The following is a 25,026-nucleotide window of genomic DNA, read 5'->3' as shown; positions in this document are numbered from 1 at the left end:
ATCCTCCGTTGTCTTATGATACCAAAAAGAAGCCCTCTTTCCAAGGGCTATCGGATTACAAATCTTTTACATTTATATTAGTCGCTTCTCTTGTCAGTTGAAGGAGAGGACTCTTTACTTTCTTTGGCATTTTTGGAGTCTTTGCCATCTTTAGCCTTCTTCTCTGGCTCCTTTTTGCTCTCAAAATAGAAAGAATAGCTCTTCTGATTGGCGAGTTGGCTACTGACTTCCAGCATATTTCCCTGCCTGCGATAATGGGTGCTCCCTTGGTCGAAGACTAATTGCCCGCTCTCCTCTGTGGCAGTCTCCTTGGTCAAAACAGCCAAGGCATAGGCTTCTGTCCGATCCCGATTGGCTTGAAAGAGGCGCTGATTGGCCACCTGCCGATTCAGATAAAATTGCAAGAGCAAGCTAAAGACAGCTGCCATGAAGAGGGCATAGAGCAAAATGCCTGCCTTAACTTTTATCTTGAACACGATAGATGTACTCTCTTTCTAAATTATTTTCAAACCGGAAGCGAAAGCGAACAAGGTCCCCCTCCTGACTGACCGGAGCAGCTTTAAGTCCATAGATCATGGGTTGATAGCCACGTCCCGAAGCATCCGTCTTGCGAAAATCATCACTCCGAGATTTGCCCAAAGCTATATGTTTGCCATCCTGTTTGACATAGATTTTGTCGTTTTCGACTCGGTCAAATTGGCTGCGCGATAGCTCCGTCTCCAACTGATCGACAAATAAGAGCCATTCCTGCTGCTTATTTTCCTGTTGATGTCGCAGTTCAAAAGCCAGAAGCTTGGTCATCGACTGAAAGACCAACATGCCACCGCTCAAGACCAGCAGGGCGACTAGAGTCTCTAAAAGTGTAAAAGCTTTGATTTTAACGTTTTTTAACACTGAGCACCTTCTCCTCTTGGTGATAGACGGTTAATTGCTGGTCTGTTTTAACCTGGCGGACTGTAATGCCGTTGACCGTCAGATTTTCCTGCCCCGTCTGCATGGCCATCCGAGCAACCCGTAAGACTTCCTCCTCCTGCAATAAGCGAATCTGTTCCTGACGCGACTGACTAATCTGCCCAAGCAGGAGGCTGGCAATAGCCGCAAAAACCGCCATTGCCACCAAGGCCTCCAGCAAAATGCTAGCCTTCATTCGTCGTCTTTTTAAATTTTCCATTACCCATATAAAGCTGGTAAACAACCTTTTTATCCTCCGTTTGAAAAACAATTTTGCTGAGCGAAGAATTCCCGCCAGCCTGATCAAACTGAATAGTCTGAGGAGCATGTTCCTGCAAAGTCTTGGGAAATTCTACTTGCTGATAGCCGTTGGAAATCTTACAGTCCGAAATGGTCAATTTGATCTTTTCATGTCCAGCCACACTTAGTTTTTGGCTCTCCTGATAAAGATGCTCAAATTCTAGGAAAAACAGCTGCTCCTGTACTTGATTGAAACCAGCCTGAACAGAGCCAGATAAACCTAATAAAATGAAACTGACCACAAATAAAGCCAGGAGACTTTCTAACAGCGTAAAAGCCTTAATCCGCAACTGCACGAGGTTCACTGCTGTTTTTTCCATAGTAAGCCTTATAGGATGCTACCTGCTTATCGGTAATCCGACCATCAGCAACCAATTTCCCTAGAGTAGCTTTTTCATTAACATTCTTCAATTCATAAAGCTCAGCTTGACTTTCTACCACCTTGACTACGGCCGCATTGCCCGTATCTGAAACAGCATCCTTCTGCTTAGTCAAATTCGGGACAAACAAGAGCATCAAGACGCTGATGATTAAAAGAACGACTAACATTTCCACCAGAGTGAAAGCTTTGACCTTCAAAGTTTTTAATTTTTTCATAATTGAATCTCCATATTCTGATAAATTGGCAGCAACATGGCTGCATAAAGTAAAACGATCACGAGGGCGACAAAGACGAAGACGAGAGGCTGTATCAAATTCATGGCACGATTGATTCTCAGGAAAAACTCTTCCCAAGTCTTTTCGGCATACAGCTCCAATTCGTCACCCAACTTGGACTTGACCTCCCCGTACTCGATGATTAAGGATAGCTCTTTCTTAAAGAAGGGGTAGGTGCCGACCTTCTCGGCATAGCCCTGACCTGCACCTAGAGCCGTCTCCAAGTCTCGTCCCAACTCCTGAAAGAGCTGAGAAGGCTGGTCCTGCATGATGAGAAAGATCTGACTCAATTCCAATCCTTGCCCAATCATATTTCCCCATTCACGCGCATAGTAGGCCGTCAGATAGGCTCGAACGAGCGTTCCAACAAAAGGAAACTTGGCCAAACGGCTGAAAAACCTCATTTTAGAGCTCTTGCGATAATAAAACCAGCCACCGCAAATCAGCAAGCAATTCACCAGAACGCCTCCCAGAAAGATCTGCGGTAGATAATGAATGAACTGAGTAGCCATATTTTGACTGTCCAACTGAGGCAAGAGATAATTACGCAAGCCCAGCATAATCAGTACTAAAAATCCAAGCAGCATCAAGGGATAAGTCCCCACCTCAATCAATTTCTTACGGACCTTGGATAGATTTTCCAGATAATCCTCGATTTTACCTAAACTTAGATTTAGATTTCCATGCAACTCTGACAAAGATAGCTGGGTGACCACATTATCTGAAAAACCTAAACGCTTCATAATCTGGGAAAATGACTGGCCAGCAGCCAAACCCGAACGCATTTCCGCGACATAGGCCTCCTCTAAAAGGGCACTCCGCCGTAGGAAATCGACAATCTCCGCAAGATGGAAACCGCTGGTAAATAGATTGCGGAACAGCTCGATAATTTTCTTTTGCTTAGGCGTAGATAATTTTTTCCGCCTGCCTTTGATCAGCTGTGATATGTCCATCTGCAAAAAGCTGGTCAATCTGCTGGTTCCAGAGACTGGCTTCATGCTTTTGATAGTCTTGGTTGACAAAGTCGATCACACCTCCTCCCCCGATTAAGCGCTGATAACAAACGCCCTGTAACACCATGCGCAGCTCATCCTCACTGACACCCAGCTCTAGCAGGCGCTCATACACTCCGCGAATGCTCTTAGCATGGATAGTTGAAAAGACCGTAGCCCCTGTCAAACTAGCCCTTACCACCGCTCGGGCCGTTTCTTGGTCGCGGATTTCCCCGATAATCAAGAGATCCGGCCTGTGGCGCAGAGACAGCTTGATGAGGCTGTCATAGGTCATCCCGATAGTTTCATTCAGCTGAAGCTGGAGCATGTTTTCCTGCTTGATTTCCACAGGGTCTTCGATAGACATGACCTGTTGTTGGCCAAATCTCATCTGAGCCAGCTGGTGCATCAGCGTCGTCTTTCCACTACCAACTGGTCCTGAAAACAGATAAAGGCCGCGAGAATTTACTTTTTTACGAAGATCAGGCAGATTGTCAAACCAGAAACGCAGCTCACGCTCCTCATCATGTAAGAGCCGAATCACCAAGCTCTCATAGCCACGGTAATCCCCGACGGTTGACAGACGAAGTGAGACCGTCACATCTCCACAATCATAATCACAGGAGCCTAGCTGGCTGCGCCTCTTCTCCCCGACATTCATGCCTGAGACAAACTTAAAATGGCTTATGACTGACGATAATAAATCAAAATCATAGGTCTGAATAAAACGCCGCTCATCTCCCACCCGCATATAAAGCTCATAGCAGGTGCTCTTGGGAATCAGATAGATATCTTGGGCCGCTTCCTGCCTGGCCAATTGAATTATTTCCTTTGCAATTTTTTGAACCATAAGTCCTCCTCACCTTACTATTCGCACAAAATGAGAAAAAATAAAAAAAGAATGAAGAAATTTTCTCCATTCTTTAACTTTTATCCTATCTAGCCCGCACCTTAATTTTGCAAATACGGTGTTTTTCAGTAGCATTTTGCTTGCGGTAGCCTGGACGATACTTGCTCTTGGGGATCTTACTTTCATTTTCTAACAAAAGCAGGGAGTGGTATTGCTGAATATCTTCATTGCACTCCTCACACCAACGTTGATCGGCCGGATCCCAGAAAATCGTCATAAGATCACTGCGGCTTTTATAAAGTGGCGACGCCTCAGACATCTCTAGCCAGCGGTGCTTATAGTATTTGAGGGCGGTATAATAATCATCGAAATACCTTTTCTCAATGATATCGTCCTCCCAACCGTCTAAAAACCACCAGGGCTCATAATCGCCATACATTTCTATTACGCTGTACATACCTGTCCCCTTTTGTATCCTATATTATATATAAAATTCTTTGATAATGAAACTATTTTGCTCGTGGGCTCTATAATAGTTCGTTTCTCATCAAAGAAAAGCAAAGAAACAAAAGGGAGTGTCCTTTTTTGTGCTTATTTCCAATTCAGATGCACATGCTCTTTCATTTCCTTATAGGCCGTATCAATCCGATCTTTGGTCGCCTGATCCAGCTGATTGCGATATTTTCCACCCTCGATGAAATCTTCTAAGATAAGCGTTTGATAAGTGTAAAGCGGGTAACCCTCTGGCGAATAAGTTCCCTTTTCCACACGGCTGACCCAGCTGGGATGCGCCTGAGCTGTTTTGATAATGGTCCCCTTGTCCGTCTTTTCAATGGTCACATCCATCAAGACGCCACGCTCGGTCCATTCAGCCGTGTCCACACCAGCCATGGTTTCAATCCGCTGATTGGAGATAAAATTCCCCATAGAATAGATAATCAACTTCTTCTGACCATCTTTTTCAAGGATTTCTGAGGGTTGCACCACGTGCGGATGTCCGCCAAAAATGATGTCCGCTCCCCAATCCACCATCTTATGATAGAGCGCTACCTGCTCCTCATTTGGCTCCAGCTGGTATTCGATCCCCGTCTGCGGCATGACTACTGTAATGTCCGCTTCTTTCTCCGCCTGCTCAATCTCAGCCTTCATCTTCTCCTCATCAAAGGTCGATAGGTGATGATCAATCTCCTTCTGACTGAGATTGGACTCCAAGCCATTAAAGCCATAGGAGTAAGCCAAAATAGCAATCTTGATACCTTTTACCTCTTTGATCAGGATGGGCGATTTATCCCTGTTTTTGTGAGTATAGACACCGACTGGGCTAATTCCGTGATCTTCAAAGGCTTTGGCAGTCGTAAAGACTCCCTCAAGCCCTGAGTCTAGGATGTGATTATGGGCCAGATCCACCACTTGGTAACCAGCATCTTTGATGGCGGGGACAACAGCCTCCGGAGCATTGAAAAGCGGATAGCCTCCCAAAGGATAGTCTGAGCGAATGGTCCCTTCAAAATCCCCCAAGACCAAGTCCCCTTGCTGGAGCCAGTCCTTGACATAGGTGAAATTTTCCGAAAAATCATAGCTACCATCGGCCTTTTGAGCGCTCATATAAAGCCCATCATGGTACAAAAGGTCGCCATTAGCCATAATGCGCACCGTTTTCGAGTCGGTCTTCTTTCCTGCAACCGAGGAGGACTTAGGAGCATCTTTAGCAGCATTCCTACCGCTTCCCTTAGACATCCCCATGATGCTTTGGAAGAATAAAATTGCTGCCGCTGATACAAATACTGCTCCCAGCAGGGCAAGGATAAAAGCACGGTTACTTCTTGCTGCTTGTCGCTTGATTTCAGATCTTTTCTCCATTTTGCCAACCTCCATATTACTTATATTTTATCATAAATTATCCTCCTAAGGGAATTAAAAAAGAGTCTGGGACAAAAGTCCTAGTCTCTCAATTGTCTTTGGATTGTCGAGCAAGACGCAGTGGTTGAGTGGGCTCTACTACGCTGATTTCATCAGCTTTTACAGCCCTACTCAACTGTGCGGAGGTGGGACGACGAAATCGAATTCTAACGAATAACCGATTTCTGTCCCACTCTCTAAATATCAAGCCGAGCTCAACATCAAGGACTGCAAATACCAGCGGTAAGCTGCCCGATAATGATAGGCATTAAAAAACTTGATCTCCCCAATATCATAGCGTATCAGATAGTAAATCAGATAGCGCAGATGCAGACTTTCCCACTCCATGCTAGCCTTTTGACAATGAGCATACTCAGCCTCAAGCTCCCCATAGTAATCTCTGAATTGATTATAAATTTTTTGAATTTCCATCATAACTCCAATCTTTTTGCTTTAACACTAGTTTAACGCAAAAAGGAGGGGATTAGGGACAAGAAAGGTATCTGGTCTCATTTTAGAGCCAAAAGGTAGGGGTAGTCACTAGAAAATGACATTTCAGGGAATATTTTTGACATTTGGGGGTTAGGGGGTAAGCCTTTGATAATCATTTACGATTTAATACTCTAAATTTAGAACTCAACTTGAATAGTTTACACTAAACTAAACAAAAATTATAAAGGGTTCTACATTAAAGGAATAAGAAAATTTTATGTTTAGAAAACCACGTCGCATTTTTGCAGATGACTTCAAACAATAGATCATTTCCCTTTATACTACTGGGAAAAAGGATAGTAACGTTATTATGGAATATGATCTTACCCCTTTAACTTTCTATAATTGAGTCAAACAAGCCAGAACTACTAATTCATTTAAAACTATTAATAATTTTACGGATGAACAGTGAGAATTCATTACTCATAGAAAGGGTAATAAAGAACTTAAAATGCAGATTGATATCCTAAAAACAAGCAACAGTGATGTTGGCAAAAAGGAGAAAAATAACTGCTAACAAGGATGATACAGCATTTCTACCATGTGTAGATTCCTAAAAAACAAGAAATTTAGCTTTCACGACGTCTAATCCATCGAATCATGAAGAGATTAAACTTGATCTAAGCGTATCAGAAAGCAAGTTTCAACACCCATTAAAAAAGAAAAAATGAAACTCCAGCTCCAATCATGTAGACAGAGAATTCGACAACTACAAGTCCTTAGAAGTGTTGGTAACTGATTTGACTTATGTCCGAGTTGGGATACGTTGAATCTATGTCTATTTTATCATCTATCTCTATAACCTAGAAATTATAGAGTTATCCGATGGCTAGCCCAAGACAAATGACTTAATCAAAGAAGCTTTACGGAGCATTCCTTATGCTTTAACTGAGGTCTATCTCTTTAATTCTGGTAGGACAAAAGAGTTTGACAATGCTTCAATTGATGAAATACTTCAATCTTTCAATATTGCTCATTCACTGAACCAATCTGATTGTCCCTACGACAATGCTTTAGCTGCAAGTACTTAACATGCTTTCAAGCTTGAATTACTCAATCAAGAGAGTATTCAAGCTTAAAAATAATTAACTATTAATTAAGACAAGAAATTATGTCCACTAGTGAAATATTCACCGGTTTCATGACAATCTTAATTATCAAACACCCATGACAATGAGGTTAATGAGTTAAATCAATACACTTTATAAATTTTGTACAGCAAACTGTTGCCTTTTCAACAACATCTCAGCCGTGCTATGAGCCGTGTTCGTGTTCAAATCATGAATCAATTGGATCGAAAATCGCACGAGTATAAGGCACTGAAACGCTACTGGAAACTCATCCAACAAGATAGTCGCAAACTAAGTCATAAACGCTTTTATCGTCCGACTTTTCGTACGCATTTGACCAACAAAGAGATTCTGGAAAAGCTGCTCTCTTACTCTCAAGAATTCAGAGAACATTATGAAATCTACCAACTCTTGCTTTTTCATTTTCAAGAGAAACAATCTGAACATTTCTTTGGACTCATTGAAGATACAATTTCTTGTATAAATCCTATCTTTCAAACTGTTTTTAAGACTTTTCTTAAGAACAAAGATAAAATTATCAACGCCCTTTCCAACGCCAAACTAGAAGCAACCAATAATCTCATTAAACTCATCAAACGCAATGCCTTGGGTTTTCGGAACTTTGAAAATTTCAAAAAGCGTATTTTTATCGCTCTAAACATCAAAAAAGAAAGGACGAAATTTGTCCTTTCTCGAGCTTAGCTGACTTCAACCCACTACAGTTGACAAAGAGCCACAAAAATCATTTTTCTTCTTTTTTTCTTGCTATTAATCCTAAAGAAGTAGTTGCTGCAATAATCGCAAATACAATTGATAATTTTGAATTTTTCATACCTGTCGTAGGAAGTTTTTGGTTGCTCCCTTTATTAACAGCCAGTTGATTTACTTTCGGTGCCATATAAACTACTTGAGATTTTGAAACTGCTTGATTAGTTTTGCCTTTAATATCATCTCTAGGAACAACTGGTTGAACTGGTAAATTCTCTTTCTTGGTACCTACCAGAATGATTTCGTCAACAGGTTTCTCTAATACCTCTTCACTATCAACTATACGACCAACTTCTTCTCCAGAAGATTTAAAGACTATAGTCTTAACTTTTTTACGACCATTTATACCTTTAAGTTTAACAACACGCTCGCCTTCTTTAAGTGATGGGTCTAATTCTTCCACAATATTAAACTTGATGTCTTCTTCTTTAACTTCTTCATAAAAATTTAATTCAGGATTTTCAGGTTGAGTCAAAGTAGAAATATATTGTTTTAGAAGTTTTTTATACTCTTCTTCGAATTTAACTAGCTCAGTTTGTTTCTCAGCTAAGGATTTATGAAGTTCTTCAACCTTGGCATCCGCATTTTTTTTAGCTACTTTAGCAAGTTCCAATTCTTTTGCTGCATTTTCAAGAGAACGTACTAATTCTTCTGCTTGATCTTTAGCAGCTACTTTAGTCATCACTAGAGATGCAGTAGCCTGAACATCTTTTTCAGCTTTAGCTAATTTAGTTTGAGCAACTGTAAGAGTCGTCTTCGCTTTTTCAGCAGCCTGCTTAGCAGTTGCTAACGCTGCTTTAGCCTTATTAAGCTCGTCAGCTCTATTAGTCGCATCTTGACGTAAGTTGTTTAATTTAGCTTCAGCGTCAGTAAGAGCTTTTTCAGCAACTGTAAGTTTATTAGTTGCATCAGTAAGAGCTTTTTCAGCAGCTGGTAACTGTGCCTTGTATTGCTTCGCAGTCTCTAAGTTGTTTTGTGCTTTAGTAACATCAGCTTTAGCATCATTAACTGCTTTTTCAGCTGCTTGCTTTTTCGCACTATATTCTTTTGCAGCTGTTGGATCATTTTTAATTTCAGTCGCATCGAATTTACTAGGATCAGTTACAATACTATTTCTTTCTTGTCCTACAGCTTTGTTCTCTCCAGCTGTTTGGAAATTGTGAACGAAGATTTCAAGATTAGTGAAGTATCTGTACTCTTTCCGTTGATTTACATACGGGTTTGGATTGAATCTAACAGATGCAGTTACACTTGTTGCATTGTACTCAGAAGCTTTGCGTCCTAATTTGTTTCCTTTTCCATCTTTACGGAATGCAATGCTTCCACCAATAGATAAAGCATTTTCCCATGCACGGTGAGAATTTGCCCCTGTATAGTCTTCGTTATTAGTGAACATTTTACTATTATATGCTTCGAAGATGTATTCTTTTAATTGACCCATTGTCATTTTAGGTCTACGTGTACTATTTTGCATTAAAGTATTTAGATTTTGAGCAGATTTGAATACTTCACTATCTTCTGTTTTTTGGAATGTTTTTGCATTTGCAAAAATTATATCACTTTGGTTTTGATTCTCACCAGTTTTGTACGACAAACCATTTGCTTTTGCTGCAGCATTAATTCTATCGTAGTCAGGTTTAGCGTAAGTTTCTGTAACTTTTGCATATTTTTTGTTACGTGCATCAGCAGCTTCATTTGCGAATTTTTCCATACCTACAGTTGTTTTAACTTTAGGATTTCCTAGTTGTTCGCGGATTTGGTTAACAATGTGAAGACCGAATAAGTTAATCTCTCTCTTTTGATCAGCTGTTAAGTTCCAAATATCAACTTCACGTTTGTCAGTTGTATTAGTGTAGGTATTTTTAGCCATATTAGTTTTTGCTAATTGTTTTAATTTTTCAGCATTAGCAGTTACTTCAGCTTGATTTCTTGTGCTAAGTTCGTTGGCACGTCCATCACCAGTGTTATTTGGATCATTTTCACCCATTAATTTAGCACGTTCGTTTAATGCAGCTGCAAAATCAGCTCCTAAGTTAAATTTAACATCAGAGAAATCGTATCCTTGTGGAGCTTCTCCAAGATCTTTAAGTGCTTTTTCTTTTTCTGCTAAAGCTTGTTTTTTTATAGTTAAATCGTTTTCTTTAACAGCCAGATTCTTAGCTGCAGCTTCATCAGCTGCTTTAGCTGTATCTTTTGCTTTCTCCGCAGCTTCTTTTGCTTTTTCAGCTTTTGCTCTTTCAATAGCAGCTTTTGCTTTAGCCTCTTCAGCTGCAACTAGAGAAGGAACTCCATTTTCTAAGTCTTGTACTTTTTTAGTAGCAGCTTGTACATCTGCATTCGCTTTTTCGATTTCTGATTGTTTTGTTGCTACATCTTTAGCAAGAGCATCTCGAGTAGCTTTTTTTGCATTTATATCAGCCTTAGCGATATCAGTATCAATACTAGCTTTCGTAGCATCAACTTTAGCTTTTTGGATGTTTGCTGGAGTTGCTTCTTTTGCTATCTCCGCCGCAGCTTTTTCATTCTCTATCGCTTGTTTTGCATCAGCTTCTGCCTGCTTTAAGCTAATTTCTTTTTGCTCGATTATTTCTTTAGTCTCTGTTACTTTTTTCTCAGCATCTGAAACTTGCGTATCAGTAACTTGCTTCAGAGATTCTGATTCAGTAGCCTCGTTACCAACTGGTTGATTGCTTGTTTCATCTGCACTTACTTGTTGAGCAGATAATGCCATAAAAGCCGCCGCAGTTGACACCAATGCTGTTTTAATTTTTTTATCCATTAGTTTATAGTCTCCTAGAAATTTTATGTATAATCAATATTAATTATATCATTTTTTTGATTCTTTTCAACTTATTTATTCATATAGTACAATAGGGTAAAAAGGAATAAATCCGTTATAGTAAAATAGTGAAATATTACTAGAAAGAAATTTATTCCTATGTCCCCGTTTACCACAGAGTCGCTTCACTCCCTAGCCCAAAAACAAAATATCAACGAATTTTTCCGTTCTTCCATTGAAACAGCTATGAATGATCTACTTCAAGCAGAATCATCCACCTTTTGAGATATGAACTTTATGATGAGAAGTTTATAATATCGGTAGCAGTCGTAATGGAGCTTATTCAAAAAAATTTTAAAACTAAATATGGCAAGATTCATCTGACCATCCCTAGAGATCGAAATGGGAATTTTAGTCCAGCTTTAATACCAGCTTATGGACAGCCTGATGATTATTTATAAAATATAATTATTAAACTTTATCAGATAGGGATAACGACTCGGGAGATCAGCGATATCCTAAAGCGCATGTACGGTCATCACTATAGTCCAACCACAATTTCCAACATCTCAAAAGCAACTAAGGAGAATGTGGCTGTTTTTCATGACCGAACATTAGAAGCTAATTATCTGTCTTATTTCTTGACGGAACTTACCTTCCATTAAGACGAGAAAATATCAGTAAAGATGGCACTTGTAACCACACCATAAGGACCGAAAACTATTCTAGGTTACGAGATTGCCCCAAATAAAAACAATGCTTCTTAGTCAGATCTTCTGGATAAGATTCACAAATACGGGAGCCAGCTAGTTTCCCCTGTGGCGATAAATGGATTTAAGGGACTTGACCAGATTATAGGAAGGCCTATCCATTAGCCAAGTAACAGTATCGGTTGATTCATGTCAGCCGCAATCTAGCTAGTAAAGTGAAACGAACCGATAAAGCAGTTATTCTGATACAGTATAAGAGGATTTATCGTTTGAATACGCCGAAAGAGGCAGAATAAGCCCTAGATACCTTTATCATCGAATGGAAACCCAAATACGGGAAAGCAAGGGAGAATCTAGAGTTAATGGACGTTCTTTTAACTCTTTATCAGTTGCCCCATCAGATTTGGTTTAGTATCTACTCAACCAATCTCATTGAATCACTCAACAAGGAAATCAAATACCAAATGAAGAAGATTTTCCCCTAATGAGAAAACTCTGGAGCATTATTTGGTGACCTTGTTTGAAGATTACAATTCAGGCAAAGTTAACGAATATCGAATATATAGAGGAATTGGGCAATGTTCTGGCACGCTGGAAAGCCTATTAATTAACATTCCTCAGCTCTACTTAAGTGTTTACGCAAAATTATTGACAGAATCTATATTACACTACATTATTCTCTATTTTTGTTTTTTTAAATATTTCATTGGGTAAAATACAAAATCTCCATAAGGTATTTTTTTAGCTACATAAAGTATGATAATCGAACCAAACCAACCCATTAAGAGTCCCAAAATTACATGAAGGAAGACATTCCCAACACCTAACTTCAATAAAGTTATTCTAGTTACAGAAACTATTGGGGCATGTAACAGATAAATTACTAAACTATCTTTTCATATCTTTCGGAAATATTCGCCAAAACCTTTTACCGTATTCAAAATCGGATAAGAAGCCATGGCTAGAATTACAGACACTGGAAAAATGAGTCCATTTAATCCAGGTCTGTCATATGAAATATAGAAGGTAGGTGCAGATAACTGCCAATAAGTTAAAAATACTGTTATGGCGACAAGTGTCACACAACTAATCGATTTCCATCTATTTGCTAGCCGCTTCCAAATACCCGAGTGTTTAAGCCAAGAACCTAATAAAAAGAAGAAAGCCCAGAGTAAAATTTTCTGCACCACATAGATATTTACAGGTGTAAAAATAGAAATAAAATAAGCAACAATGCTAATGATAAATAAATGACGGTAGGATTTTATCCAAATAGAAAGGAAGGCAACGACTAGGTAAATCCACCAAAGAACATAGAGATACCAGGATACACCAAGTGGTGTTTGATAGATATTTACTAAATCCCAAAAAGAAGCTGCATTTCTTACCGTTGCACCACCTATTTTTTGAAGGATAAACTGTACAATTGAATAAAACAAATACGGAATTCCTAAGATAATTGTTTTTTGTTTTACAAATTTCACATAGCTCTTCAAGTCCGCAACTGGTTTAAAGAAAAATCCTGACAAGGCATAGAATACCGGAATATGGAACAAATAAAAAATCTGCGTCACAAATAATAACCATTGATTGCTATCCTCAAATCGTTTAGATTCAAACAATCCTAAAACAACATGGCCAAAGACAACCATTAAAACTGTTAAACCTTTCCCAAAATCTATCCATTCGATACGTTTAGGATTCTGTTGACTGTAAGCATTCATTTCTTTCTCTATCTCCTATTAAGATTAATAAAATGAGGAAAAGAAGTATTTCCTCATTCTAACATCAAATCTTTAGCTACCTAACTCTTCTTCTACTACATTAAGGGCTCGTTCAATAACCACATGCATATCATAATATTTATAGTCCGCTAAACGCCCACAGAAGATAACCTTATCATTCTTTGAAGCTTCCTCTTGGTACTTAGCAAACATCGCATTATTTTTCTCATCGTTAATCGGATAGTAGGGTTCATCCCCACGTTTCCAGTCAGCCGGATATTCACGCGTGATAACTGTCTTTGGCTGCGTTCCATATTCAAAATGCTTATGTTCGATAATACGAGTATAAGGAATCTCACGCTCTGTATAGTTCACTACAGCATTCCCTTGATAATTTTCCTCGTCCAAAGTCTCATGTTCAAATCGAAGGCTACGGTATTCTAACTCTCCGTGTTTGTAGTCAAAATATTGGTCGATCATTCCTGTGAAGACAACTTTGTTAGCAGATGCTTCCAACTCTTCTCGATGAGCAAAGAAATCTACTCCAAGTTCAACTTCTACATCTTTCAGCATGTTTTCGATAATCACATTATAACCACCAATAGGAATCCCTTGATAACGGTCATTAAAATAGTTATTATCAAATGTTAGACGAACTGGAAGGCGTTTAATGATAAATGGAGGCAGTTCTGTCGCTGAGCGACCCCACTGCTTTTCAGTATAGCCCTTGATCAATTTTTCATAGATATCCGGACCAATCAGCTTGATAGCTTGTTCTTCCAGATTTTTCGGCTCAACATCCTTCATATCAGCTGTCTGCTCAGCAATTTTATCTTTCACTTCCTGTGGAGTTTTTGTCCCCCACATAGCATAGAAGGTATTCATATTGAAAGGAAGGTTATAGAGACTTCCTTTATAGTTTGCGACAGGTGAGTTGATATAGTTATTAAACTCAGCGAATTGATTGACATAGTCCCAAACTTTTTTATTAGAAGTATGGAAGATATGGGCACCATATTTATGGACATTAATACCTTCTATATTTTCACAGTAGATATTTCCACCAATATGATCGCGTTTATCAATCACTTTTACTTTTTTACCACGTTTTGTAGCCTCGTATGCGAAGATTGCTCCAGACAAACCAGCTCCGACAATAAGATAATCGTACATAGTTAACTCCATTATTTTTTAATGATTTGTTTTAATTCTTTCACATCTATTACTTTCATAGATAGAATTGTAAAAAGATAAATGATTCCACCAAGCACTGCAAATGCTAGAACATTTATAGTCGGCGAAAAGTGTATGAATGTTTTTGAACCCAGCAAAATGCCATACATAATAGCTGATGCTAGGATAATTTTGGCCATAGATCCAATAATAGGAACTTCTTTGAGATATACGCGGGTGAAAAACAATTGGATTCCCCATACAAGAGACTCTGTCAAGACTGAAACTATTGCTGCTCCTACATAACCAAGTTTAGGAAGAAATAACAAATTCAAACCAACACTGAGAATTGCAGGCACAGTTGTTGAAACCATAAATTCCTTATTTTTATTGTGTGGAATCAAAATTTGAATTCCCATAATATTGGTCCAACCGATAAAGAACATGCGGAAAATCATAATAGAAATTGCATAGCGTGCATCTTGAAAGTCCTTCCCAAGGAAAAATTGAACAAAATCATCATTAACAATTAAGATTCCAGCTATAATTGGAAAAATAACTAAATTATAAATCAAGAAAGCTAGCTCATGCATCTTGTTCACAGCTTTATGATCACCCTTTGATAATAGACTAGATACTCGTGGCAACATGACACTCCCTAGTGAAGTTACTAAGGTCAATAAAATATTCACCAATTTCAATGCTTGATCATAAATTCCCACATCTCTCGTAGAAGCTAGCGCTCCTAACATCGTACGATCCAAAGTAACATAAAGCGAGATGGCAATCTGCGGTAAGAATAGCAAAATAATAGGCTTCAAATGATGTTTGGCGTATCCTAAATCAAAATGTGGTTTTCCAATAAATTCACGGGCTGGGACCCACATACTTAACTGACCTAACAATTCAAATGCTGTTAGAAGAAAAACATACAAATATAAATCACTAGCTGATTTTATAAACAAGAAAATAGCACTTACACCAACAAGCTTCACTGTGATATTCCTTGCCGTAATCTTACGAAAATCTTCTAACCCTTGAAATAGCCATGAAATATCTAGGCCTTTAGAAACCAAACTCAATCCCAATATATACGCCACTGGATTTTGCATTGTAGAGATCCCCATGCACAAGAGAATATATAAGAGAATCGATAATAATGCTGCACCAAATTGTAGGGTATATATACCCCAGAAATTTTTTTTGATTTCCTTTCGGTTACCTGAAATCTCCTTAGTCCCATAGTTAGCAACCCCTAAAGTCGCTAACAAGATGAAATAGGTAACAATAGAATTAAAATAGCCATATATCCCCAAATCATCTGAGCTAAAGACTCTAGTAACATAAGGTGTGGTTATTATTGGTAGAATAATAACCAATAATTGATATGAGAGATTATATGCGTAATTTTTTAGAACTTTCATTATTTTTTACTTCTAAACATATTTTTATTAATCTGCAAATTTACAATTCAAAACTTGATTTATCAGGGAATTTAGATTGAAATGCTTGATGTATTTTTTGATCATATTCAGAAAATTTCCCATCTTCATCCGTATCGTTGATACAAATAATTTTGTATTTCTCATTTTGAATAGCTTGCTGTATTTGTTCAACTTCCCAAATATCAAAGTACTTCCCAAAATGAATCGATTGAGGCATAAACTTACCTGATTCCACATTCCAGTGAGACATGACATAATGACTAATATCTGATAATTGTCTAAACCTATGGGAACTAACCTCCTCCAACAAATTCATTTCCTTTTCCCAGACTAAATTAAAGGNCGATTTCAAATGTGACAAACTAATATGATAATTTTTATATCCTAAAATCCCCGAATAAAAAATACTGAAAATATTACCAACTAAATACTTTCCTAATCTTAAACTATAAAACTTGTGCCATTCTGAAAATGGTTTCCTTTTCCGTTGAAAATGTTTATTCATCAGAATTGTATTATTTAACTCAATATGATTGAAACTTTCACGTGGAATTATAGGTAAGTAAATACCGAAATCTTTTGGAAGATTTTCTCTAAAGAAATCATCTGCTGTAGTAGGAGCAGCAAAATACATATCATCATTTAACAGTATAAAGTTCTCACTTAACTCTTCGATTCTATGTAAATTCAATTCAATCACATTAGAATTATAAGTCGGAAGATATTCCAGAGGTATATAATCACTATGTTTTACAATTTTTAATTTTGGATTCTTTGTATTCAACCATTCTGGTACATGCCCGTAAGTTATAAAGAAAATTCGGTTAATCCAACCTGCATAGCGTTCAACTGCCCGAAACCAGTACTTGAAATTCTCTGATGGTCTGTAACGATTTGCATTATTTGATTCTGACCATTGAGCACCAGATTCGTATAACCTCTTTTCTTGTAACCATTCAGGGTCTGTACCATCAACCCAAGTAATCACAAGATCTATTTTATTATTCATATGTTTCTCCAAAGAATTTATTCAATTATCTTATTTACTGCAGATNTTAAATAATATCCTTCTTTAAGCTTTTTCATAATGTTTTTAGCATTAGTTACTAGTTGCAGATATTCATCCTGACTGAGTTTTTCCAGTCTTTCAGATAATTCAAATAGACTATTAACTGCTAAACCAACTCCATTTTTTTCAACAAAGTTTGCTTCTGCTGAATCTTTCCATACAATAACAGGCAATCCCGAAGAAAGATACAAAGATAACTTATGAGGATTATTATATCTTAAATAATTTCCTGTCACTCCATCGCAAGTATCTAAACTTTCTCCATCCCATACTAATCCAAATCCACCATTTAAATGATTAGGAACTTCTTCTGGAGCAAAAGCACCTAAATAAGAAACATTAGAAACATCTTCTGTAGGATGATATCCAATCCCCATCAATTGAAAACGAATACTAGGAACCTTATCCAACTGATACAAATATGGACTTTTATCAGGTGATAGATTCCCAGCCACTGTAACTGTTTTTGAATATTCAATTGATGATGATACGCTCTTATCATTTAAATAATCAAATATTTCTAAAACAACTAGTCTCTTTTCATCTACTCCATACCTAACAAACCAATCTTTCATTTCTTCATTATGAACAATGATTGAATCAGCAAAAGATAGCATTTCATCAAACTCTTTCTGGTAGAATGGATCATCATAAATCCCTCTGATTAGTTCCACATCATGAACTAACGAAATTATTTTTACTTTTTTGTTTTTCAATTTTAAAAGACTCGGTGTTCTTCCAAAATGATTTCTACGATAAGGATGTTGTAATAATAAAACATCTCCTTCAGACAATTTATTTAAAACCTTATTCCACTGTTTATAAAAAGAAAGTTGTCTTATTATTTTAGAAACAGGTGATTTATCCTCAGGCTTATGGCGTACAATCTCTATTTTTTCGAATCCTAATTCTTCCAAAATATTAACACAATCATTAGTGGCTTTACTACCAGCGTGCATGTGTGTCCCATACGATTCAACAATCTGATACTTTTTCATTCATTTCTCCCAAGAGTATATTCTGTAAGGTTAATGCTTGAGTTTCAATTTCAAATCCTTTTAATTTAAACATCTTCTCAATCTCAGACTCAGTGGCTCTAGGTTTTTCCAATAACTCAAGTATAGCTTTTGCCCAAACAGTAATCGAGGCATCTAGAGATAGGTAACGGATTGAATCTAATATTTTCAATTCTGTCGTAACTGCATCACTCACCAAAACCGGCAATCCATTCGCTTGAGCTTCTACAGCAGATAGAGGTAACCCCTCAAATATTGAAGGCAAAACAAATAAATCTAAGGAGCTTAACCATCTCTTCATATCCTTCTGACTTCCTGCCAACAAAACTTCATCTTCAATTCCATAAGATTTTATCTTTTCTTTGATTAAATCTACGGTTGAATTTGCACCTGCAACTTTACCAATAATTACTAAGCGAAGATTAGGATTTTTCTTGTAAGCTTCATAAAAAACATCTATTAAGAATGGTTGGTTTTTTTGGATATCTAGTCGGCCGACATTCCCAATAACTCTACAATCATTCCATCCTAACTCTGTTCTAAGATCAAGTCTATCCTTTTCTGAAAATGAAAAGTTATCTACTTCAATAGCATTTTGTATAATTTGCGCACCTGATCGGATTTTATCGATGAACATATAATCCGCAGCTATCCCTGAACAGGCAAAAAAATGAGTAGCTATTTGAGGCAATTTCAAACGATTCAGATTGTGTAAAATTTGTCTTACTTTATTCCCCTTGAACATTGAACTATGACTATGGATGATTCGAGTTTTTATACCATATTTTTTTGCATATTTTAACAGATCGAGATTGGGAATTGCCATCGCATTATACCAAATCGCATCATATTTTTTTCCTTCCGTAGCAAAAAATTCTCTTAATTCTCTCATATATTTAAGAGGATTTTTTCCTTTACGAGGTAAATAATACACTCTTGATCCTTTTGAAATAATCTCGTCTTCAAATACAATCGGTTCTCTAGTTCTTTTAATAAAATCGACTTGAAACTTAGATGGATCAAGATGACGATAATAGTTCATTATAAATGTTTCAGTACCAGCAAGAACAGGAGACATTCCTGTCATTAAAATTTTATAGACCATTACATCTCCTTTGTTAACTCAATAACCAGTTTCTTCGTTTGCGGATATTTCTCAATATCAAATTTTCTTGAAAATAGGTATCCCTTTTGTGCAGCATCTCTCAATTCATGTAAATCTTTTTCACTATCAGTCCATGTATATGGTTTTCCATCCCACCAATTAATATAGCGTAAGTTACCTTGAAACTCTTCTTTATAGCCATGGTTAATTGATGAATCGAACACACTATAGTCTGTTCGTTCTTTATTTAAAATCATTGGTAAAAACACTTCGTCATTGAGAAAAGATTTCCTAAACATCTTCTCAATATCTGCTTCTCTATCTATCAATAATTGCACAATATCGCTTGGTAATGAGACCCACTGACTGGCTTTCATAGGACTAACATTAAATAATTTATACCGATCAACTCTGAGTAGTTTTTGAATCCATACCTCTAAATTACGATAAATCTTGAATGCAAGCTTACCTATGGCACCAGGTAAAGTGCGATAGGTAAAACTCTCAAAAAAGTGATAATATTTAAATCTATTTATATCCTCACCGTTCTCCTCTATATTCATAAAAGTAAGGAAGGAATAATTTGGATAATCATCAAAGAAATTATGGATTCTCTGTTGAGAACTCAATGGTAAGTCTACACCACTTATTAAATGATAAAAATAATAAGATTCTCTCCTAGACGCTGCTTTAAATAAAAGCATTTCAGCTTCAATTTGTGAATATCCACCCCAACTAACTGCAACTCTTTCTGTAAAATAAACATTTGATAGATTGGCACTAGATTCAATAAAACTCTTATGAGAGTCATTAAAATTTGATTTTTTATCAACATGAATAAAAATATCGTTATTTTGATGATCCAATAAAGAAACTAAAAATGCTAGTTGTTTAAATTGACTGTGTGCTAGTATTAGATATGCGTGCTTATGCACCATAATTTTTTATCCTTATCATAGTATTTATTGCATTTGCAAATAAGTTGTACGAAGTTGTAAAAAGTATGATCAGTATTTTTCTACTAACAGGAATGGCCTGTCTTAGTAAAATTTTCTTATTTTTCTTCAATTCGTCTATCATAGACTTTATTTGAACTTTATGTACTATACGAATATTTTTATAATCTAAAGAAAGAGCTATTTCTGTTAAAAGAGCTAGGTCTGCTCTATAACGATTAATTTGAGCCCATTCTTTATACCTATCATTATTACTTGCTTTAGCATACTGGCATACTAAATCCCAACCCTTTAAAACATCAAAATGTTTAGACGTGAATTTAGCTGTCAAACCTGAGTTATTGATAAAATAATTGTATACAATTTTATCAGTAACAACTATTGTTTGAGAATTTAAAATGTATCGGAACGTTGTCGGAACATCTTCTGCAAAGAAACCTAAGGGAAATTCAATTCCTTCGACAACTTTTCTTCTATACAATTTATTCCAAACGTAATATTCAATAGTCTGACTTTCAATCTTAAAATATCGTTTTGCGTATTCTTCTTGTGTTAATAATTCTGAAGTATGGAAACTTTTTTGATGATTCACAACATCTGAAGTCCTATATACCCCACCAACAACCATATCTGCATTTTGTTTTATAGCTTGTTCCAACAAAAATTCGACGGCATCCAATTCTAGCCAATCATCCGAATCTACAAACATGACAAAATCACCTGATATATATTTCAAGCCAGTATTTCGCGCCTCAGACAACCCTGCATTCTTTTGGTGGATAACCTTTGCTCTAATTTCCTTGCTAACAAACTTTTTACAAATTTCCCCTGATCCATCAGTCGAGCCATCATTGACCAAAATAATTTCTATATTTTTATATGTTTGATTCTTTACAGATTCTAGGCAACGTTCTAAATATGATTCAACATTATAAACTGGAATNACCAAACTAACAGTTGGCATAAGAGTTATTTCTCCTTTACATTATTATCTCACTTTCTGAGTATCTATATTTTCTATAGATTAACGAACCGATTAAAATCCAAAAAATATTATAATAGATATTCAATATCAAATCGTCAATCAAAGCATGGAAACTCAGGGAAATTAGAATAATACTTAAGACAATTTGTCCCTTTTTCAAAAGCTTTACTAAAGTTGCAGTCAGTAAAGTTAAAATAATAATTAAAGCTATCAGCCCAAAATGTTGAAGAATCTGAATATATAGATTATCTACATATAAATATGCATCCGTACTACGCTCTCCTTGCATACTCAAACCATTCCCGACCCAAGCAATTCTCTGCCCAAGCATCCCATAACCATATAAACTTAACGAACGATTTGATAAATAAATACGCCCCCCTAGGAATTGATTTGCTTGATGGAAGAAATGATTTAAGAAAGCATTTGAGGTACTTAAGTAATTTTTTGAAATCCAATAACTTAAATAGGCATTAACAAAATAGGTAAGCGTGAAAAGCTTTAATAAAAGACTAATTTTCTCAATAACAGTCGGGATTAGCTTCATGGCTAAATTAGCTAATAGTAACAAACAAGAACTTATAAAAGCCAGTCGTGAATCAGTTTCTAAATATAGGTACATTGAAACTAAAAATAATATGAGAAGACGCTGATACGACACTGTTTCTTGCTTTAAAAAAAAAGATATGGCTATGATATTCAGCATAATTGTCGATGGAAATAGCGAATATCTAAAGCCAAGATAGTGCCGAACTCTAGTTGCTGAAAACTCGATGTAATCAGGAATTAAACCTAGCTTACTACTCAGTATCACAAGGAACAACATAGCAATACTAATGATGAAGGCTATTTTGACGACTTTTGAAAAGGGTATATCCCTCAGGCTATATATCAGAGATAACCCTAAGACCATAAACGAAGTATAGCTCGTTACACTTCCTATGATAAAGTAGAGCATAGCCCCCCCTAGCAAACCTAATAGAGACTCAAAGCTATTACTCCCAGATATAAATTCTTTCAAGAGCATTAACAAAATTATCAAGAAAATCGCAGCATTATATAGCATAGGGGATATAAACTGAGCGTAAAGACTTACATTCAATAGTGAAAATAAGAGGAATATAGCTAATGCTACTAGTCCTAAAATTTCCGGCAGTGAATACCTTTTGATAGTGATTTTCATATTCCCTCCTAGAAACTCTGTCCATACTTCTTTCCGAAAAATTTAGCCATTAAGAAAGATTTCCCTTTTTCAAACAAATCTATTTTCTCCATATACATAAATGGCACTTCTTTAGGCGTTATTCCTTTTTTATCTAACCAAACATTAAATAACAACTCACTAACTCGCCCAAATAACCGTGACTCAAATGGAGTATAGCCGGTCAAGTCCATCTGTTCGTACATAGTATCCAGAATAGAAAAAAGCCACGGTAAGTAGTCATCTAATAGGTCTTTTTTCATGATAAACATATTAAACATATAAGCGCTTCTTTGTTTCATCACTTTATCAAAGGGTGAAAGATACTCTGGACTCTTTTGCTCAATGATTCTCCTAGCAAGATCTAGATGCTCTCCGTTAAGAGTATGGGCATAATGAGAATAAAGTGTTTCAATATAATACTTTCGTTTCTTTGGAACTATTATGTCAGATTTCTCTAATAATGTTTCAACATTAGATCGAGACAAAATGATGTCATCCATATTGACATTTTCATTATATCCTTTAGATTTATTCGTAAAGTAGCGACGGTAATGAACTAAACCTAAGTAATCGTAATCAAGATTCTTCCATGCCCAATAAAGTCCCGTCAACTCACAATAATATGGATTTAGAGAGGATATATTATCGCCAGTATTATCACCGATAAAACCAATATCTGCTTTACCATCTCTCCCAACATGTATTGGAAGGTAGAGGCTATTGTCTTGAGGCATTTTAACCTCTTTATGTGTTGCCACAATGATTTTTACATTTATCACCCTACTTCGCTCCATCTTTCATTAGTACGACTTTGACAGTCTTTAGTAAAATTTTAATATCTGACCAGATGGTCCAATCATCAATATAAGACACATCTAGCTTTACAACATCATCAAAATTCGTGATTTCACTGCGGCCGCTAACTTGCCAGAGGCCTGTGATACCTGGTTTGAAACTCAAACGTTTTTTCTGATCAGGCGTGTATTTTTCATACTCATCCACAGTTGGGGGACGCGTACCGACTAGACTCATATCGCCTTTGAGGACATTCCAAAACTGAGGCAACTCATCCAGACTTGTCTTGCGGATAAAGTGTCCAATCGGAGTAATGCGAGGGTCATTATCGACCTTAAACATACCATCTGACATCGTATTTTGCGCCATCAGCTCTTTTTTGCGCTCTTCAGCATCCACAGCCATGGACCGGAATTTATAAAATTTAAAGATACGACCATTTTTCCCAACTCGATCTTGAGAGAAAATAGCTGGACCACCATCTTTTTTGATCTGAGGCACTAGGAAAATAGCGGCTATCCCACAGATCAATAAACCAAATAGGGCACCAACAATATCCAGAAGTCGTTTCAAAAGGACATGGTAATAACTATAGAAGCGGGTTGAAAACGTAACAATATTAAAACCAGCCACATTGCGAATGCGCTTCTCGCCATTGGTTGGAAAATCTAGGGCATTGATATTAACATTAACGTCGATTCCCATATGCTCAAACTGAGAAATCAAATCTTCCAAGCGATAGAGGTCACTAGGTAGGTTGATAAAAACCTCATCCACTACCGACCGGGTTGCGTACTCAATCATATCTTTTTCCAGCACCACATCAAAAACAGAGCTTGTAAAAGAAGGATCATCCACTACTGTTACTGCCACTATCTGACCAGCAAAGTCTTGTGCTTTTTCAATTTGAGCAAAAAATTTTCCTACCCTAGCGCTTGTAGTAATGACAAAAACTTTCGTACTGTTCTTTGATCTAGCATGAATAGAAGAATAGTAGTTTTTGAACAAAATATTGGCCGCATAAACTAATAGACCATTTAGTAAGATGAAATAAATCAGCCCCCGGCGCGAGATAGAAAAATGTTCCTCCATAATAAAGGAAGCAAAAGTGACAAAGAGGGCATAGAAAGCACTGTATTTTAAAGTTTGGATGAACTCTATAAAGTAACCTCTACGGAAAAAATGATGAAAATAATTACTAATATAAAAAGCAAGAATATGAAGCAAAGAGAGAATAAAGACACTTGTCCTTGTCAAGTCAGAATTAGAAATAAAGCTTACTAAAACAGCTGCTAGCATAGACACTAGCAGTTCCAATACAGCTACTCCTAACTCTTGGATTTCCCTTTGCTTTCTAAACATACATTACTTCTCGCTTTTCTTTTCTTCTTCTCTCAAACGATCTCCATAGTTTCCGTAGGAACCATAGAAACCGTATTTATCTGCTTCGACATTATATTTATTTAAGATTACACCAAGGAAAGGAGTAGAGGACTGCTCCAGCTGGGTCTTAGACTTTTGAACCATTTTCCGTTTCACTACATTACTAGCAACGACTAACATGCTTGCATCACAAAACTTGGAAATAAGAGTCGCATCTATGACCATACCGATAGGAGGAGTATCCACAATAATATAATCATAATGGCGACGGAGAACATCCATCATTACCTCAAACTTTTCGCTCTGCACAAGTGCCGTTGGATTTGGTGAAGCTTGCCCTGAAGTGATAACAAAGAGATTTTCCTCATCCGTTTCACACAAGCCTTGCGATAAGTCTGTATTTCCAGACAAGTACTCTGTTAGACCTGTGATTTTCTCACTACTCCTAAAAACACCACCAAGCATCTTAGAATTTCGAATATCCGCATCAATCAAAAGAGTCTTGTAACCCGCATTAGCAAAGGTCAGGGCCAGATTCGTTGATGTTGTCGTCTTTCCCTCTCCCGGGAAGGTAGAACTCACAGCAATCACCTTGATGTTCTCGCCACTAAGTTGGATATTGGTTCGAAGAGCATTGTAATACTCCTCTACCCTCGAAATAGAAAGTTTTTTCTTTTTTGCTAACTCTAGTATTGGCATTGTA

At 36.9% G+C, this 25,026-nt stretch carries 23 protein-coding genes and 3 pseudogenes; 3 read left to right on the top strand and 23 right to left on the bottom strand.

From position 1 onward, the window contains the following. Positions 1-77: 77 nt before the first annotated feature. The 10 genes from comGG to comW form a co-directional block, all read right to left on the bottom strand. Positions 78-476, bottom strand: a complete 399-nt coding sequence (gene comGG, locus D8791_RS00890) for a competence type IV pilus minor pilin ComGG (protein ID WP_125445951.1) — start codon at positions 474-476, stop codon at positions 78-80. Beyond that, positions 457-894: a competence type IV pilus minor pilin ComGF gene (gene comGF / locus D8791_RS00885; RefSeq protein WP_005591538.1), complete on the bottom strand. Its 438-nt coding sequence runs from the start codon at positions 892-894 to the stop codon at positions 457-459. The genes comGG and comGF overlap by 20 nt, the downstream gene beginning before the upstream one ends. Then, positions 878-1,171, bottom strand: a complete 294-nt coding sequence (gene comGE, locus D8791_RS00880) for a competence type IV pilus minor pilin ComGE (protein WP_185760525.1) — start codon at positions 1,169-1,171, stop codon at positions 878-880. Before comGE ends, comGF begins: the two co-directional genes overlap by 17 nt. Beyond that, entirely contained in the window at positions 1,137-1,571 is a 435-nt protein-coding gene (comGD, locus tag D8791_RS00875; protein ID WP_125445950.1) for a competence type IV pilus minor pilin ComGD, read from the bottom strand. The genes comGE and comGD overlap by 35 nt, the downstream gene beginning before the upstream one ends. Further along, the gene (comGC, locus tag D8791_RS00870) at positions 1,531-1,848 is read right to left on the bottom strand and encodes a competence type IV pilus major pilin ComGC (protein WP_125404877.1); all 318 of its coding nucleotides are present in this window, start codon (positions 1,846-1,848) and stop codon (positions 1,531-1,533) included. The genes comGD and comGC overlap by 41 nt, the downstream gene beginning before the upstream one ends. Next, positions 1,845-2,861 (bottom strand): competence type IV pilus assembly protein ComGB, encoded by a 1,017-nt coding sequence (comGB, locus tag D8791_RS00865; RefSeq protein WP_125446266.1) that lies wholly within the window; start codon positions 2,859-2,861, stop codon positions 1,845-1,847. The genes comGC and comGB overlap by 4 nt, the downstream gene beginning before the upstream one ends. Then, complete coding sequence (gene comGA / locus D8791_RS00860; protein WP_125445949.1) at positions 2,809-3,750, bottom strand: competence type IV pilus ATPase ComGA; 942 nt, start codon at positions 3,748-3,750, stop codon at positions 2,809-2,811. The genes comGB and comGA overlap by 53 nt, the downstream gene beginning before the upstream one ends. Positions 3,751-3,835: 85 nt before the next feature. Further along, complete coding sequence (locus tag D8791_RS00855; RefSeq protein ID WP_061910210.1) at positions 3,836-4,207, bottom strand: DUF1033 family protein; 372 nt, start codon at positions 4,205-4,207, stop codon at positions 3,836-3,838. A 134-nt stretch (positions 4,208-4,341) separates the two neighbouring features. Further along, positions 4,342-5,610 carry a CapA family protein gene (locus D8791_RS00850; protein ID WP_125445948.1) on the bottom strand — a complete coding sequence of 423 codons (1,269 nt, stop codon included), beginning with the start codon at positions 5,608-5,610 and terminating at the stop codon, positions 4,342-4,344. Between the two features lie 243 nt (positions 5,611-5,853). Then, complete coding sequence (gene comW / locus D8791_RS00840; RefSeq protein WP_185760524.1) at positions 5,854-6,081, bottom strand: sigma(X)-activator ComW; 228 nt, start codon at positions 6,079-6,081, stop codon at positions 5,854-5,856. 325 nt (positions 6,082-6,406) lie between these two features. On the opposite strand from comW, the pseudogene D8791_RS00835 reads away from it, so the two are divergent. Both D8791_RS00835 and D8791_RS00830 read left to right on the top strand, forming a co-directional pair. Then, a pseudogene (locus tag D8791_RS00835) lies at positions 6,407-7,332 on the top strand (transposase family protein). 47 nt (positions 7,333-7,379) lie between these two features. Then, positions 7,380-7,913 (top strand): annotated as a pseudogene (locus D8791_RS00830) (transposase); the annotation flags it as partial. A gap of 40 nt (positions 7,914-7,953) precedes the next feature. Here D8791_RS00830 and D8791_RS00825 read toward each other — a convergent pair. Next, the gene (locus tag D8791_RS00825) at positions 7,954-10,758 is read right to left on the bottom strand and encodes an SEC10/PgrA surface exclusion domain-containing protein (protein ID WP_125445946.1); all 2,805 of its coding nucleotides are present in this window, start codon (positions 10,756-10,758) and stop codon (positions 7,954-7,956) included. 159 nt (positions 10,759-10,917) lie between these two features. Here D8791_RS00825 and D8791_RS00820 point away from each other — a divergent pair. Next, positions 10,918-12,077 (top strand): annotated as a pseudogene (locus D8791_RS00820) (IS256 family transposase); the annotation flags it as partial. A 287-nt stretch (positions 12,078-12,364) separates the two neighbouring features. On the opposite strand, the gene D8791_RS00815 reads toward D8791_RS00820, so the two are convergent. From D8791_RS00815 to D8791_RS00760, 12 genes are all read right to left on the bottom strand, one after another. Then, positions 12,365-13,192: an acyltransferase family protein gene (locus D8791_RS00815; protein ID WP_260473496.1), complete on the bottom strand. Its 828-nt coding sequence runs from the start codon at positions 13,190-13,192 to the stop codon at positions 12,365-12,367. Between the two features lie 72 nt (positions 13,193-13,264). After that, positions 13,265-14,365: a UDP-galactopyranose mutase gene (gene glf, locus D8791_RS00810; RefSeq protein ID WP_125445945.1), complete on the bottom strand. Its 1,101-nt coding sequence runs from the start codon at positions 14,363-14,365 to the stop codon at positions 13,265-13,267. An 11-nt stretch (positions 14,366-14,376) separates the two neighbouring features. Then, positions 14,377-15,789, bottom strand: coding sequence for a flippase (locus D8791_RS00805; RefSeq protein WP_125445944.1), 1,413 nt, complete (start codon positions 15,787-15,789; stop codon positions 14,377-14,379). A 40-nt stretch (positions 15,790-15,829) separates the two neighbouring features. Further along, positions 15,830-16,819 carry a stealth family protein gene (locus D8791_RS00800; RefSeq protein ID WP_125445943.1) on the bottom strand — a complete coding sequence of 330 codons (990 nt, stop codon included), beginning with the start codon at positions 16,817-16,819 and terminating at the stop codon, positions 15,830-15,832. A gap of 17 nt (positions 16,820-16,836) precedes the next feature. After that, complete coding sequence (locus D8791_RS10755) at positions 16,837-17,838, bottom strand: glycosyltransferase (protein ID WP_514133006.1); 1,002 nt, start codon at positions 17,836-17,838, stop codon at positions 16,837-16,839. Between the two features lie 16 nt (positions 17,839-17,854). Then, the gene (locus D8791_RS00790; protein ID WP_125445941.1) at positions 17,855-19,000 is read right to left on the bottom strand and encodes a glycosyltransferase family 1 protein; all 1,146 of its coding nucleotides are present in this window, start codon (positions 18,998-19,000) and stop codon (positions 17,855-17,857) included. Next, positions 19,000-19,938: a beta-1,6-N-acetylglucosaminyltransferase gene (locus D8791_RS00785; RefSeq protein WP_125389913.1), complete on the bottom strand. Its 939-nt coding sequence runs from the start codon at positions 19,936-19,938 to the stop codon at positions 19,000-19,002. Before D8791_RS00785 ends, D8791_RS00790 begins: the two co-directional genes overlap by 1 nt. Further along, on the bottom strand, positions 19,928-20,920 hold the full coding sequence (locus D8791_RS00780; protein ID WP_125389914.1) for a glycosyltransferase family 2 protein: 993 nt from the start codon (positions 20,918-20,920) through the stop codon (positions 19,928-19,930). The genes D8791_RS00785 and D8791_RS00780 overlap by 11 nt, the downstream gene beginning before the upstream one ends. Before the next feature lie 16 nt (positions 20,921-20,936). Next, entirely contained in the window at positions 20,937-22,124 is a 1,188-nt protein-coding gene (locus D8791_RS00775; RefSeq protein ID WP_125445940.1) for a polymerase, read from the bottom strand. Between the two features lie 8 nt (positions 22,125-22,132). Continuing rightward, entirely contained in the window at positions 22,133-22,939 is an 807-nt protein-coding gene (locus tag D8791_RS00770) for a DUF4422 domain-containing protein (RefSeq protein ID WP_185760523.1), read from the bottom strand. Continuing rightward, entirely contained in the window at positions 22,926-24,302 is a 1,377-nt protein-coding gene (locus D8791_RS00765) for a sugar transferase (RefSeq protein ID WP_125445938.1), read from the bottom strand. The genes D8791_RS00770 and D8791_RS00765 overlap by 14 nt, the downstream gene beginning before the upstream one ends. A gap of 3 nt (positions 24,303-24,305) precedes the next feature. After that, complete coding sequence (locus D8791_RS00760) at positions 24,306-25,022, bottom strand: tyrosine-protein kinase (RefSeq protein ID WP_125445937.1); 717 nt, start codon at positions 25,020-25,022, stop codon at positions 24,306-24,308. Positions 25,023-25,026: the final 4 nt, after the last annotated feature.

It is taken from the genome of Streptococcus cristatus, from assembly GCF_003943515.1.
GTDB lineage: Bacteria > Bacillota > Bacilli > Lactobacillales > Streptococcaceae > Streptococcus > Streptococcus cristatus_D.
The sequence above is the reverse complement of the archived record's forward strand: the minus strand, read 5'-3'. Positions and strand labels throughout refer to the sequence as shown.